This is a genomic window from Peptoclostridium acidaminophilum DSM 3953, assembly GCF_000597865.1.
GTDB lineage: Bacteria > Bacillota > Clostridia > Peptostreptococcales > Peptostreptococcaceae > Peptoclostridium_A > Peptoclostridium_A acidaminophilum.
The window spans coordinates 274,416-287,837 of the sequence record NZ_CP007452.1; the positions used below are offsets into that span (position 1 = coordinate 274,416).

Annotated in this window: 13 protein-coding genes; 11 read left to right on the forward strand and 2 right to left on the reverse strand. The window is 39.7% G+C overall.

The window, feature by feature from the left end; translation table 11 throughout:
• The first annotated feature begins 5 nt into the window (after positions 1-5).
• The 5 genes from flgK to EAL2_RS01550 all read left to right on the forward strand — a co-directional run bounded on the left by flgK (position 6) and on the right by EAL2_RS01550 (position 5,039).
• Positions 6-1,499, forward strand: a complete 1,494-nt coding sequence (flgK, locus tag EAL2_RS01530; RefSeq protein ID WP_025434661.1) for a flagellar hook-associated protein FlgK — start codon at positions 6-8, stop codon at positions 1,497-1,499.
• A gap of 268 nt (positions 1,500-1,767) precedes the next feature.
• Positions 1,768-2,715, forward strand: a complete 948-nt coding sequence (flgL, locus tag EAL2_RS01535) for a flagellar hook-associated protein FlgL (RefSeq protein ID WP_025434662.1) — start codon at positions 1,768-1,770, stop codon at positions 2,713-2,715.
• Positions 2,716-2,763: 48 nt separating this feature from the next.
• Positions 2,764-3,189: a flagellar assembly protein FliW gene (gene fliW / locus EAL2_RS01540; protein WP_025434663.1), complete on the forward strand. Its 426-nt coding sequence runs from the start codon at positions 2,764-2,766 to the stop codon at positions 3,187-3,189.
• A gap of 1 nt (position 3,190) precedes the next feature.
• Positions 3,191-3,421: a carbon storage regulator CsrA gene (gene csrA / locus EAL2_RS01545; protein WP_025434664.1), complete on the forward strand. Its 231-nt coding sequence runs from the start codon at positions 3,191-3,193 to the stop codon at positions 3,419-3,421.
• Positions 3,422-3,575: 154 nt separating this feature from the next.
• A complete protein-coding gene (locus tag EAL2_RS01550; protein ID WP_025434665.1) occupies positions 3,576-5,039 on the forward strand; it encodes a flagellin N-terminal helical domain-containing protein in 1,464 nt (487 codons plus the stop codon).
• Between the two features lie 505 nt (positions 5,040-5,544).
• Here EAL2_RS01550 and EAL2_RS01555 read toward each other — a convergent pair.
• Positions 5,545-6,381, reverse strand: a complete 837-nt coding sequence (locus EAL2_RS01555; RefSeq protein WP_025434666.1) for a hypothetical protein — start codon at positions 6,379-6,381, stop codon at positions 5,545-5,547.
• Between the two features lie 265 nt (positions 6,382-6,646).
• Between EAL2_RS01555 and EAL2_RS01560 the strand changes: the two genes are divergently transcribed.
• On the forward strand, positions 6,647-8,119 hold the full coding sequence (locus EAL2_RS01560; protein ID WP_207641141.1) for a flagellin N-terminal helical domain-containing protein: 1,473 nt from the start codon (positions 6,647-6,649) through the stop codon (positions 8,117-8,119).
• A 312-nt stretch (positions 8,120-8,431) separates the two neighbouring features.
• Here the strand turns inward: EAL2_RS01560 and EAL2_RS01565 are convergent, their stop codons facing one another.
• Entirely contained in the window at positions 8,432-9,739 is a 1,308-nt protein-coding gene (locus EAL2_RS01565) for an IS110 family RNA-guided transposase (RefSeq protein WP_025434457.1), read from the reverse strand.
• A gap of 349 nt (positions 9,740-10,088) precedes the next feature.
• Between EAL2_RS01565 and EAL2_RS01570 the strand changes: the two genes are divergently transcribed.
• The 5 genes from EAL2_RS01570 (at position 10,089) to EAL2_RS16045 (ending at position 13,419) form a co-directional block, all read left to right on the forward strand.
• Entirely contained in the window at positions 10,089-10,367 is a 279-nt protein-coding gene (locus EAL2_RS01570) for a copper amine oxidase N-terminal domain-containing protein (RefSeq protein ID WP_025434668.1), read from the forward strand.
• Positions 10,364-11,095 (forward strand): copper amine oxidase N-terminal domain-containing protein, encoded by a 732-nt coding sequence (locus tag EAL2_RS14680; RefSeq protein ID WP_025434669.1) that lies wholly within the window; start codon positions 10,364-10,366, stop codon positions 11,093-11,095. The genes EAL2_RS01570 and EAL2_RS14680 overlap by 4 nt, the downstream gene beginning before the upstream one ends.
• Before the next feature lie 152 nt (positions 11,096-11,247).
• Positions 11,248-12,270, forward strand: coding sequence for a hypothetical protein (locus EAL2_RS01580; RefSeq protein WP_025434670.1), 1,023 nt, complete (start codon positions 11,248-11,250; stop codon positions 12,268-12,270).
• A gap of 11 nt (positions 12,271-12,281) precedes the next feature.
• The gene (locus EAL2_RS15625) at positions 12,282-12,671 is read left to right on the forward strand and encodes a flagellin (RefSeq protein WP_025434671.1); all 390 of its coding nucleotides are present in this window, start codon (positions 12,282-12,284) and stop codon (positions 12,669-12,671) included.
• 301 nt (positions 12,672-12,972) lie between these two features.
• Entirely contained in the window at positions 12,973-13,419 is a 447-nt protein-coding gene (locus EAL2_RS16045) for a DUF6431 domain-containing protein (RefSeq protein WP_408634024.1), read from the forward strand.
• Positions 13,420-13,422 lie beyond the last annotated feature (3 nt).

Consider the following 13,422-nt stretch of genomic DNA (forward strand, 5'->3'; position numbering starts at 1 on the left):
ACAGCATGAGTTCTACTTTCTTTGGATTCAACATAGCAAGATCGGGACTTTTCACGGCGCAAAGATCGCTCGACGTTTCAAGCCACAACATAGCCAACGCAGAGACGGCGGGCTACACAAGGCAAAGGGTCGACGCCGTGCAGGAGGACCCGCTCAAATATCCCGGAACAATGATGGGGGCTGGCGTAACTACAGAAGCTGTAAAGCAGATAAGGAATGACTTTCTCGACATTAAGTTCAGGTATGAGAACATGGTGTACGGTGAATCATCGTTCAGGTTCGACTCGCTTTCCGAGGTAGAGGCCATAATGAACGAGCCCAGCGACAGCGGCATAAGGACTGTAATGGACGATTTCTTCAATTCACTCCAGGAGCTTTCAAAAGACCCTTCATCCCTTACAGCCAGAGCTGTAGTGAGGGAGAGGGCGCACTCGCTTACATACACAATAAGCCACATGTACGACCAGTTCGAGAAGATGGTAAAGGACACCGACTTTGCAGTCAAGACGACAGTCGATGAGATAAACATGTACGCCAGCGACATAGCCAGTATAAACGACCAGATATTCAGGGCTGAGCTGGGTGGAGTCAAGGCCAACGACCTGCGCGATCGTAGAAACCTGCTCATAGACAAGCTCTCGAGCCTTGTGGGAGTCGAGGTTGTGGAGGTTTCCGAGAGCACAGGCTCGAGTGCATTCGAGAGCAAGAAGATGAACATACTCATAAACGGCAACATGCTCGTATCCCATGACAAGGTCAACAAGCTAGTGGCGGACGAGCAGATAGACCACCCTGCGGGAATCGCCGATATATCTGTAAGACAAGTCAAATTCAGCACGGGAGATCCGCTTAACGTAGATGCAATAAGCGGCAAGCTCAAAGCCGAGCTTGACATAAGAGACAACGCCAGCGAGGGAGCAAGAAAAGGCGTGTCTTTCTACATGAAAAAGCTGGATGAGTTTGTAAAGACGTTCGCAGAGCAGATAAACGGAGTACACATGGCAGGATACGGGCTGGATGCAGCGACTACTGGCATAGCGTTCTTCGAAGCTGAATCGGGCGGGGACATTACAGCCAAGAACATAACGCTCTCAAAGAAGATTGAAGAGGACCTTGATAATATCGCTGCCGCAGGAATAGAGGATGACGCCACAGTAGGCAAAGGCCTTGCCGGTGACAACTCCAATATACTCGAAATAGCAGAGCTAAGACACAAGAACGACATGTTTATGTGGGGAACACCAGACGATTTCGTCAAATCGCTAGTAGCCAACTTGGGAGTTGATGCCCAGGACGCCAAGAGGACAATGAACAACCAGGAAGTCCTCACACAACAGATAGAAACCCAGAGACAGTCAATCTCAGGCGTGTCCCTCGACGAAGAAATGACAAACGTCGTAAGATTCCAGCATGCATACAACGCATCAGCAAGAATGATAACAACACTCGATGAAATGATAGACGTAATAGTCAACAGAATGGGACGAGTAGGATTATAACTATGTGTTTTGAATTTGGTTTTTTCAACGTATTCGAATGCTTTACGGGGTTTTAACATAAGGCTGACAAACAAAGACGAACGAAATTTGTTGATAATGCAGCAGAAAAAGCATCTGAATAATATTTGATAATCCGATAGAATTTTGAGTGTCTGAGCGAAGCGAGTTCTCAAAATTCCGGATTTCAAATAAATTATGAAGATAGATTTTTTCTGCATTATCAAAGATGAGAGAGTTTTAATTGAAAGCCATTGAAAGGAGGAACAACATGAGAATAACTAATGGTATGATGGTCAGCCGCATGATGCTCAACATGAACAACAACCTCAGAAACATGGACAAAGAACAAAACGACCTCTCCACAGGAGTCAAAATACACAGACCCTCAGACGATCCTGTGCTTGTCGCAAGGTCGCTTAAAATACATACAGACATAGCCGAGAACGAGCAGTTCACAAGGAACGTAGACGATGCATATTCGTGGCTTGATAAGACAGAAACATCACTCAAGGAGCTTAACAACGTACTTCAAAGAGTGAGGGAACTTTCAGTTCAGGCTGCTAACGGCGTGCTCAACGCAGAGGACACCCAGAAAATACAGTCTGAAGTTGAGCAGCTAAAGGAGCACATGGTTAAGATAGGTAATGATACGTACATAGGAAGGCATATATTCTCAGGGTTCAAGACGGATGAGAAGTATTTGAATGATGACGGAACTGTAAGCCTAAAAGATATCGGAGGCCAGAAGATAGAGTATCAAGTGGGGGTGTCGGCAAAAACCACAGTTAACGTTACGGGTGAGCAGGTTTTTGGAACGCTTGTGGATGTAGTAGATGAAAGTGGGAATGCTGTTGTAGATGGTGATGGTAATCCGATTAAAAAGAATGAAATGTTTAAAACTATGGATGATCTAATAGGTGCAATGAAAAACGGTGACAGCAGTAAGGTCTCAAATCTCCTCGGGGATTTGGACAAGAACATAGAAAACCTGTTGCAGGTGCGCGGTGAAGTCGGAGCTAAGATGAACACCGTGGAAGTCATTAAGGACAGGGCAGAGGAAATGACACTTAACTTCACAAGCCTGCTTTCAAAAACAGAGGACACAGACATGGGCGAAGCTGTGATGAAGCTCAACATACTTGAGTCCGTATACAAGGCTTCTCTGTCAATAGGAGCAAGAGTTATCCAGCCTACGCTTGTGGACTTTCTAAGATAGCATAATAAATAAAAAAAACAAAACTGCGCTCTGAAAGAGGTGTTTTAATTGAAACTGAACACGACGAATTTCGGTGAGATAAATATAGACGAAAGTGCGCTAATCAATTTCGAAGAAGGAATCCCCGGCTTCGAGAACGTAAGAAGATTCGCACTGCTGCAGGATGATGAAATGATTGTAGACTGGCTTCAGGGAATAGACGAGGATATAGCATTCCCTGTGATCAATCCTTTTGCTGTAAAGGAAGATTACGAGTTCAAGATACCAGATGCGGACATAAAGAAACTGAACATTGAAAATCAGGAGGATTTGCTTATTTATTCGATAGTTGTGATACCTGACGATATAAAGCAGATAAGGACAAATCTTCAGGCTCCTATAATAATAAATGCTAAAATAAAGCTTGGGAAGCAAATAATACTCGATGACAGATATCCTCTAAGATATGAGTTCTATGAAAAGGTGGGCGTATAGTATGCTGGTGCTCACAAGGAAAAAGGGAGAGAGTCTGCTCATAGGTGAAGGCGTTGAGATAACCATAGTTGATATTTCGGAAGGCAAGGTTAGGATAGCCATAGACGCTCCAAAGGAAGTACAGATAATTAGAAGCGAAGTTAAAAAGGGCGTAGAGGACGAAAACAAGAGCGCCACAAGGGGAGCTGCAATTGACCAGTTGAAAAAATTGAAAAAAACAAGCAAAAAATAACAAAAAAGTCTAAAGTCTTTTCAGACTTTGACGATAAATAAGTCAAGAGTGAAAAAGGCAGGATAGCAAAAGAGGCCTCTTGCGATCCTGGTTGATTTCATCTTAATAAATTATTGGCATGGATGCCTATATAAATTCAAGGAGGAATTTTATTATGATTATCAACCACAATATGAATGCACAGAATGCACACAGAATGATGATGGGCAATACAGTTAATGCTGGCAAATCAATGGAGAAGCTTTCATCAGGTCTTAGAATAAACAAAGCTGGAGACGATGCGGCAGGTCTTGCTATATCAGAAAAAATGAGAGGCCAAATCAGAGGTCTTGACCAAGCTTCAAGAAACTCACAGGATGGTATTTCTCTTATACAAACGGCAGAAGGTGCACTCAATGAGACTCATTCAATTCTTCAAAGAATGAGAGAACTTGCAGTTCAATCGGCAACAGATACTAATACTTCTGATGACAGGAGTAAGATTCAAGGTGAAGTTGACCAATTAGCAAAAGAAATTACTAGAATTTCAAACACAACTGAATTCAACACTCAAAACTTAATGGCGGGTGGACTAAATAATACATTCCAAATTGGTGCTAATAAGGATCAAAATGTTAATCTAACAATAGGTGCTATGGATGCATCCAGTCTAGGTGTAGCTGGACAAGTTGTTTCTCAGGGTGCAACTACAGCAGTTGGTGGAGTTTCAACTACGACTCGTGTAGGTACAGGCTTAACGGCTCAAACTTATAAGCTAGCAACAACAGCGACTGCAGCAACGACAGCGGCTAATGCAACAACAGCGGCAGGCACGACTGGCGGAGCGAATACTATAGGTACAATTGGTGGAGCTTACACTGGATCAGCTGATGCTCAGTTAAGAATAAAAATTGATTCAATTGATGGTTCTGATATTCCAACAGCTGTTAGTGTTTCATTTGATGGTGGGACAACGTTTGGTTCATCGACTGCATATTCAGCTGGAATGAATGTAGGTAATGGATTAACATGGACAGCAGGTGCTGGAACATACGTTGCTGGCAATACTGTTTCTACAACATTTACGGCTGCTTCATATACACTTCAGCTTAAAACAGCTGGGGGTGCAGATGTAGGTTCCGCGGTAACTGTTAACAACGCACAAACTGCAGCCACAATTGGAGATTCAACAATTGATGCTACTATGGATGTTTCGTTTACAGCCGGTGGCATTTCAACTGCAGCAGCAGCTGATTTTCAAGTGGTTTCTACAGCATCTTCTACGGCGGCTGTAACGTCAAATGGAGTTGTAACACAAGCAGCTGATACTAAAGCGGGAATAAGTGTAGCTTCTCAAGGATCAGCGAATAGTGCTATCGAAACAATCGATAATGCTATTAAAACTGTTTCAGAAGAAAGAAGTAAGCTCGGTGCATACCAAAATAGGTTGGAGCACACTATAGCAAACCTTGGAACATCTTCTGAAAACCTAACAGCAGCTGAATCAAGAATAAGAGACGTAGACATGGCTAAAGAAATGATGAACTTCTCTAAGAACAACATTCTTAGCCAAGCTGCTCAAGCTATGCTGGCTCAAGCAAATAGCCAACCACAGGGAGTTTTACAGCTTCTAAGGTAACTATTTGAGGGTCCATTAGGGAGAAATCCCTAATGCAAATCGGGTGAATTGCTGGAACTCCCTTAGAGCCATTCTTCCTACAACATAACCGGAAACGGTAGGTGTGAAAGGTTGAAAAAAGAATGGATTGGATAATCAGCAGCCAAGCTCCTGTGCCGAAAGGCTGGAGAAGGTTCAACGACTAAGACGTACCACCTAAAGCTTATGCCATGGTGATGAGGTCTGTAGGAAGTGAGGTCTTCCGAAGTGCCCGACAACCAAGAATGTTTTGGTTGAAGATATAGTCTGGCAATTACTGAAAGGTAATTGATGGTCCGCAAGCAAACCAACAACCTCAAGGAGTTCTTCAACTTCTAAGATAATAGCCGCAACAAAACAAAATAGCCGTGCCTGACACGAGCTTATGAACTTATTGGAGAATCAGTCTTTCGGGACTGATTCTTTTTTCGCCGGAGAACTATTCCTTAAAAATATATTTTAGGAATAGTAATTGCATCTGTGAAAGCTATAACTCCTCATTTTTTCTCATGCGTCTTATCTTGTCGACAATGCCCCAGTAGGGTCTGTTAAGCATGGCGGCAATTTCCTTATCGGTAAATTTCTCTTTTTTCATTCTTTGTATGGTGAGTTCATCATTTTTTGAATATGAATTATCCTCAATGTCGAAAGAAGCGACAGTTATATTTTTGTTTGGATATTTGCCTTCAAGCCGATCCTGATTGATTATGAGCCTTTCCTTGACATCCACCTTGTATTTCATACAGTCGATTTCATCTACATATGGCTTTACCAGGGTTATGAATCGCATAAGTTCATTCCGTTTGCTTATTTGAAGAATGAAGTTCTTGCCGTCAGGCCTGTTTTTCAATGAGAATTCTATATCGAATGTTGACTTTATGTGATCGCAAAGTATTATGTTTTCCTCCTTTGAAAAACAGAGGGAGTAAATCAGGACCTGCGGGAATATGTAAATCCCATTTTTTCTTGATGTGGATGAATTAATAACAAGGCTGCCATCATCCATATATAGGCATGCAAGCCCTATTGGATGATCCAGGAGCTTTATATTTTCATGGGTTATTGTCTTTATCCTGTCTTGATAATATAGCTTGTAAAGCTCTGTGAATATTTCGCTCGATGGAGAAGACAGCTTTCCGTATTTGCCGCCAGTGCTGAATTTGAATCCCAAATTGGCAAGTTTGGTTGCTTTCCATTTCCGGTACTCTATCTGGCTATCTCCGCCATGTTCCCTATAGTGCGCATTCTTGCTGCGGCCATAAAGAGCAAGACTACCATCGCCAAGAAGGCTGCCGACTATTATGTTTCTTTCGATCTGATTCACATAATCACCTCCCACTCAAGAACAAGCGTTCTGTTGCTTATAGTATAGTACTTTTCCAATAACTAGGCAATACAAGAATAATTTTAATCAAATATATGCTATAGGCATAATATATAAGGCTGTTTGTCGAAATTTCTGAATATATGTAAAAAATAATCCGCTTATTGCACATTATATTAACAGAGACTTAAGACCTATGATATAATTAGTAGGCGAGACACATAAATGGGGCTGAATGGATATACATATAAAATCAGCCGGCAACATGCGAAAGGGGCAGACAATGAGAATAAATCACAACATCGCAGCTTTAAACGCTTTAAATCGCAGCAATGTAAATAATGAAAGGATTGCATCCAATTTTCAGAGGATAAGCAGTGGCCTTAAAATCAACCGGGCATCTGACGATGCAGCTGGACTTAGTATATCTGAAAAGATGAAGGCTCTGATAAGAGGGCTTGGACAAGCTCAGAACAACATCGAGGATGGTAAGTCACTTGTTAGTGTGGCTGAATCAGCGTTGGGTCTTATAATGAATCCAAATCTGCAGAGAATGCGGGAACTTATTATACAGGGGATGAATGGTACATACACACAGGAAGACAGAGAAAAAATGCAAACAGAGATAGATCAGATTAAGCAGGGGATAGATGAAATAGCAAACAATACGGAGTTCAACACAACAAAGGTTTTAAGACCACCGCTAGTGGATGAAGCTTCAAAACCAAGCGGTGGCGTTGCAGACATAGTTTTTGTGGTGGATGTTTCTGGCACGATGGGAGCTCATCAAAAAACAGTTGCAACTAATTTGGAGAAATTTGCAGAGAGCATACAGGCAAAAGGTGTAACTGATATTAGAATGGGTTTAGTTACATATGGTAATGATAGCTATACTATTGAGAAATTTAACGGAGATAAATGGTGTACTAAATTTGAAGAGTTAAATGAAACTTTGAATAATTTAAAAAATGATGCATGGGAAGAAAATGGAATGACTGCAATGCAATTAGTCGCAAATCAATATGATTTTAGAGAAAGTTCTGCAGTGTCGTCAAAACACATAATACTGCTTACGGATGAATTTGGTGATGACAACGAAAAATATGATGAAACATTGAAAAGGGTAAAAGACACTGGAATACAGGTACATGGGGTATATAATCCTAATGCTTCTCCTTACATTTATAACGGGGATTACGAAAAAAAGAGTTATTTTAATTTTATAAACGAAATTGGTGGTAAATCAGTTGATATATGGGAAGCTGATTGGGGGAACCAGCTTAGCAGTGTAATAGGTGAGCATATAGGCTCGGAAAGTAGTGTAGAGATTGATAAAGACAAGATGCCAACACTTCATTTTCAGGTAGGACCAGCTGAAGGGCATACATTTGAAGTAGAACTCATGGATGCAAGGGTTTCAAAGCTCGGGATTGATGATGTTTGTATAGACCCAATAGAAAACGCTGAAGAATCCCTGGAAAAGATTGATGAAGCAATGGCGAAGGTGTCTTCAAAGCGATCTGAATTCGGGGCGTACTACAATGCGCTTGAGCACATAGGAAACAATGTGGGGAATTATCAAATAAATCTTACAAATGCACAGAGTATTATTGAAAGCGCTGACATAGCTAAGGAGATAGCCGAACTGGAAAAAAACAAAATACTGCTGCAGGCATCACAGTCCATGATAGCGCGTTCGAATGAAGTGGTTAAGGGTGTATTGGAGTTATTAAAGTGATTTGGTGGGTAAGGTGTGACCCAAGAGCTAAGAGCAACTTATTATGGCTACAGCGTATTATTTCCTCAAATAAAAGTTCCTAGGAGAGGATGGTTTGTTGCTAAAAGTGGACTAATGGTTTTGAGGACAGCTATTATAGTATCAACAATAGTATTGCTTAACCGTAATACAATTTTATAAAGACCAGCTAATAAAAGTCAATAAATCTGATTGATTTTCTTTAGAAATTTTCAATCTTAAAAAAGAGTATGAGAAACCAAGCCATTGAAAAATCCGAACAATGACCTTGGAGAAGCTACATTTTAGCAATTTTTAAGCAACATGTTTTGGTGCAGTTTGAAGCTTGTTGTTTCTCCATGCTTGGTGCTCCTGCGGGCTTCTAAATTCAAACGGTTTTAAGTCACGAAGAACCGCAAAAATGTAGTGGAGCAACTTATGCATAACGGCTATAAGGGCCACCTTTTTCTTCTTGCTGACACATTTTTTCAAATAGTAGTCGCGAAGAATCGGATTTATGGAATCGCCGTTTCTGGTGGTTCTTATTGAGGACAGAGCCATTGTGAAGAGAACTCTTCTGCCAATGCGGGTGCCTCGTTTAGAAATCCTGTTGCGGTCGCCAGTGAACTTGCCCGACTGATTGACTGATGGATCTATGCCAAAGAAAGCTGTAAAGGCCTTTGGAGACTTGAATAGGCTGAAATCGTTGATTTCCGCGATCAGAGTGACCGCACTGATAAAGCCTACGCCAGGCATTTGATCCAAAAGCTCGATGTGCTTTCGAGCGGTGTCAGGAAAGTCGCTTGAGTCGATGATAGTGTGCAACTGTGATTCTATAGCATTAAGACACTTTTTAAAGCTGTCGATTCCATCAAGATGGAATCTTATTTTGGAGTCAAGCAGAGCGAATTCATTTGGCATACTCAAAGAAAGCTGTGCTGTTTCAAGAAGTTGCAGAGCTTTTTTGGCTGACCACTTCTCGCCTTTTCTGCCGCTTTTGGAAATGAGCTCAAGCAACTGCTGAGGGTCTGCATTTAGAACATCCTTAGGCGAAGGATAAGCGCTTAAAACAGCCAACGCGGTCTTTCCAAAAGGATTGGAAAACACATCAAGAAAGCCCGGGAACAGCAAGTAAAGATCCGTGCAGAGCCTGTTTTTCATCTCAGTGAGCATGTCACAGCGGGAGTAATATTCCCTCACCATCATGCGAAGTGCGAGAATTTGAGGCTCGGGCATCATGGAAAACTTTACATCCTGGTATTTTGCAAGCCTTGCGATAGCCTCGGCATCTTTATTATCATTTTTCACTTTTCTAATGTCGAAATTCTTGGTAGAATGGACACATAAAGGGTTTAGGACAAAACCTTTGAGGTCATTCGATCTCAGAAAGAAGAAGAGTGGTAAATGAAAGATACCCGTAGATTCTACGAAGTAGATGGGCTTTCGTTTTAACCGCTCTTCTTCTTTTTTGAGAATCTCGAGCAGCTTGTTAAATCCAGCAGGATTATGGTCAATCCTGAAAGGCTTGCGGATGAGCTCTCCGGAAGGTGCTATCATTGCAACTACAGAAAACTCTGATGAAACATCAATTCCGACAACAAAATCGTTTAAAAATTGGGACAAAGTAACACAACCTTTCTGCTTAGAATGAATCAGAGTATCCACTTTGTTTGAGGACGCCAAACAACCTTGCATTTGAAACGGGTAACACCAGAAGGTGGCCCAACCAGCTAAACATCGAATCGTCCTTGTGGAGTGACACGCTAATTTACGGATAAGACCTCATGATGTGAGGGATCCAGGAGGAACGCACATCTATCTCTCTGACAAGTGAGATTATAGCACGAAGTTTAGTGATTTTCATTCAAGAGTGTCGCTGGTTCATCTGAACAATAAATGTTAAGTTATCAAGGAACATTCGGACGGGTTTTTGAACCCTAACCCTATATTTATCTTACAAGGAGGAATTAATTTGAAAAAATATTTATTTTTGATCATAGCAATTATAACTACTTTATTGTCTACAGTTTCTTTTGCAGAAAGACCAATTATTGTGGAGGTTAATGAAGAAAAATTGTGGTTTAATGATATACAACCTCAAATTATAAATGGGAGGACTATGGTTCCAATTAGAAGTGTATCAGAAGCACTGGGATTAAATGTACAATGGGACTCAAAAACAGGAATGGTAATTTTAGATGACGGATATAATGTTATTAGAGTAACTATAAATTCTAATAATGCAATTTGAAAAAATATTTATTTTTGATCATAGCAATTATAACTACTTTATTGTCTACAGTTTCTTTTGCAGAAAGACCAATTATTGTGGAGGTTAATGAAGAAAAATTGTGGTTTAATGATATACAACCTCAAATTATAAATGGGAGGACTATGGTTCCAATTAGAAGTGTATCAGAAGCACTGGGATTAAATGTACAATGGGACTCAAAAACAGGAATGGTAATTTTAGATGACGGATATAATGTTATTAGAGTAACTATAAATTCTAATAATGCAAAAATAAATGATGTTAATTTTTGGATGGATGTTCCTGCCCAGATAATAAACAATAGAACGATGGTTCCTATTAGATTTATTTCTGAAGGTATGGGTTATGATGTTCTGTGGCGTGAGAATTATACGGACAATTGCATTGAAGTAATTATATCGAATGATTTAAACAATATGGAAAAAGAAGTAACTGAATATTCAAATTTTATGCTAACAAAGCAACAAGCGAGTGATATTGTATTGGAAAAAGTAGACCCAAGAAGAGAATGGGTAGACATTCCATTGCCAGAAAATATTTACTTGGTTAGCATTAGAGGAACTAATTATTACAAGGTAAATTTAACAATGACATATATGTATGGAGATAATGGCAATATTAGAACTCGAACAACAAGTCTAGAAAGCTATTATATCGATGCATTATCAGGCGAAATGTACGATTATTTATTAAGGCCATACAGATAAATGTTACAGAATCACTTGCATTGAATACGATTTAATCACAAACAAATATGCCAGTCATGCACTAAAATGCCAGATATCAAAGGGAATAAGCAAAAAACTTAGCAAACAAACAATTGTAAACATATGACAAAGACAAATTTAAGGAGGAATAAATGCAAAAATTTTTTAATATAGCTATAGTTTTTGCAATACTATTTTTAGGTGTCACGGTTTATAGTAACCCCAGTTATTCAAAAAATCTCGAAAGTACGTATAAAAAAGCCAAGGAAATATCACTTATGGGATTAAAAGAATTAGAAACGAATGGATACATAAAAGATAGAAATTTGCTTACTCCAAGTGGAGATACACATTACAAAGTTATGGACTTTTTTAAAACCAATAGAAATTATTTTGATATGACAATCAAAGAGGCGACTTTATTAGATTGTAAGCGTGGAGATCAGTTATGTGTACCTGTCCAAGGAGATTATGATAAATACTATGACAAATATTATATTTCATATTTGGTTGAATTTCCAAACATGGTTAATAGATGGGTCTTTACTTTTTATATTGTCGATTGGGGGGATTATGGACCAAAGATACACAATGTTTATATCGAAAGAGAAGATGAATATTTATCGAAAGAACAAGACTCAGAAGCGAAAACTAAAAACAATGCTCATGGGGCTGTGTATAATGAAAATAAACAATCTGAATACGAGCATAATGAAAAAGTTTTAAATACTAATACTAGAAAAGAACCGGTAAAGTTGAAAGATGGAGACTTCAGTATATTTTACGATAAAAAGGAATTAAATTTCTCTGATGAAATCGAAAAAATATCTGAAGTTCTCGGTGCAGGAAAAGTAACTGATTTAGGAGAACCGTATGAGGGAGCTAAAACCAACTATTTATACGAAAAGAATGGAATTTCAATATCTTATTACGATTTTATTGAGTATATATACGTAGAAAAAAGGGGATACCCTACAGCCAAGGGGTTAGAAGTTGGAGATTCTTACGATAGAATGATTGAGTTATATGGAGAAGGCTCTATTTATCAAGGGAATGATGAATTTATAGTGTATTATTACACTCATCAAGATCCAGATGCATACAAGGATTTTTTTGTTCAATTAGACAAAGCAACAAACAAAGTTGTTTCTTATAACTTTGCAACAGGTTTATAAAGAAATAATTAGTGAAATGGGCCGGAGCCAGGCACCAAGTTAAAAAGTTATTCAAGAATCAGTCTTTTGGGACTGATTTTTTTTGTGGGACTGATTTTTTTTTCGCCGTAATAGGTGAGCATATAGGCTCGGAAAGCAGTGTCGAGATCGATGAAGCAATGGCGAAGGTTTCCTCAAAGCGATCTGAATTCGGGGCGTACTTCAATACGCTTGAGCATATAGGAAATAATGTGGGGAACTATCAAATCAATCTTACGAATGCACAAAGCATAATTGAAAGCGCGGATATAGCCAAGGCTATAGCAGAGCTAGAAAAAAACAAAGTGCTGCTGCAGGCGTCACAATCGATGATAGCGCGTTCGAATGAAGTGGGGGAGGGAATATTAGAGCTTTTAAAATAACCAAACTATGGAAGATAAACTGTTTTTGCTAGCTTGAACTGGCTTTAATTTGCTCATGGTCATTGGCCATGAGCAAATATTTCTGCTCTCTTGTTTTGTCGTAAAGAGTCCGATAGAATACTAGTAAAAACTGGTATCGAGGTGAAATAAAAAAACACCAAAATACGAACTCTCTCCGGCAAGATTGATGTTCCGTATTTGTGGTGCCCATTAATTATGATAATGGTATCACAGTACGAGACTTGTTTCAATCCGGAATTGAATATTTTTCATTAGGAGTAAAGAATTATCCGTCTGCCCTATCTGCGAAGGTACTCTAAGCGTTCGTGACACAAGAAAGCGTCATGTAATCGGGCAAGATGGATCCAGAAGGACTTATAGGCTTAGGCGGCTAAAGTGTACTGCCTGCGGCAAGCTTCACATTGAACTGCCCAAATGCATGCTTCCTTTCAAGCACTATGAGGCTTCTGCAATTGAAACTGCAATTGACCAGTCAAGAAGCGATTGCCCTGCCGATGATTCAACCATTAACCGCTGGAAAAGAGCATTTAATGCGGTTTTGCCTCAGATAGAAGGCGCTCTGAGGGCGTGCTGGACTAGTCATGAAAGCAGGCATTTTCCACTTTTAAATCGGATTTCTTTACTCCATTACATAAGACTTGAGGGACCTGGTTGGCTAGCTTTTGTCCATTATCTGCTTAGCAAAACAGGAATTTGGCTGCACACCTACTTTGCGTGTTGTCCGTAATAA

Coding starts and splice junctions, on each gene's coding strand:
- flgK (WP_025434661.1), top strand. CDS start 6: ATGAGTTCTACTTTCTTTGGATTCAACATAGCAAGATCGGGACTTTTC.
- flgL (WP_025434662.1), top strand. CDS start 1,768: ATGAGAATAACTAATGGTATGATGGTCAGCCGCATGATGCTCAACATG.
- csrA (WP_025434664.1), top strand. CDS start 3,191: ATGCTGGTGCTCACAAGGAAAAAGGGAGAGAGTCTGCTCATAGGTGAA.
- EAL2_RS01550 (WP_025434665.1), top strand. CDS start 3,576: ATGATTATCAACCACAATATGAATGCACAGAATGCACACAGAATGATG.
- EAL2_RS01560 (WP_207641141.1), top strand. CDS start 6,647: ATGCGAAAGGGGCAGACAATGAGAATAAATCACAACATCGCAGCTTTA.
- EAL2_RS01580 (WP_025434670.1), top strand. CDS start 11,248: ATGCAAAAATTTTTTAATATAGCTATAGTTTTTGCAATACTATTTTTA.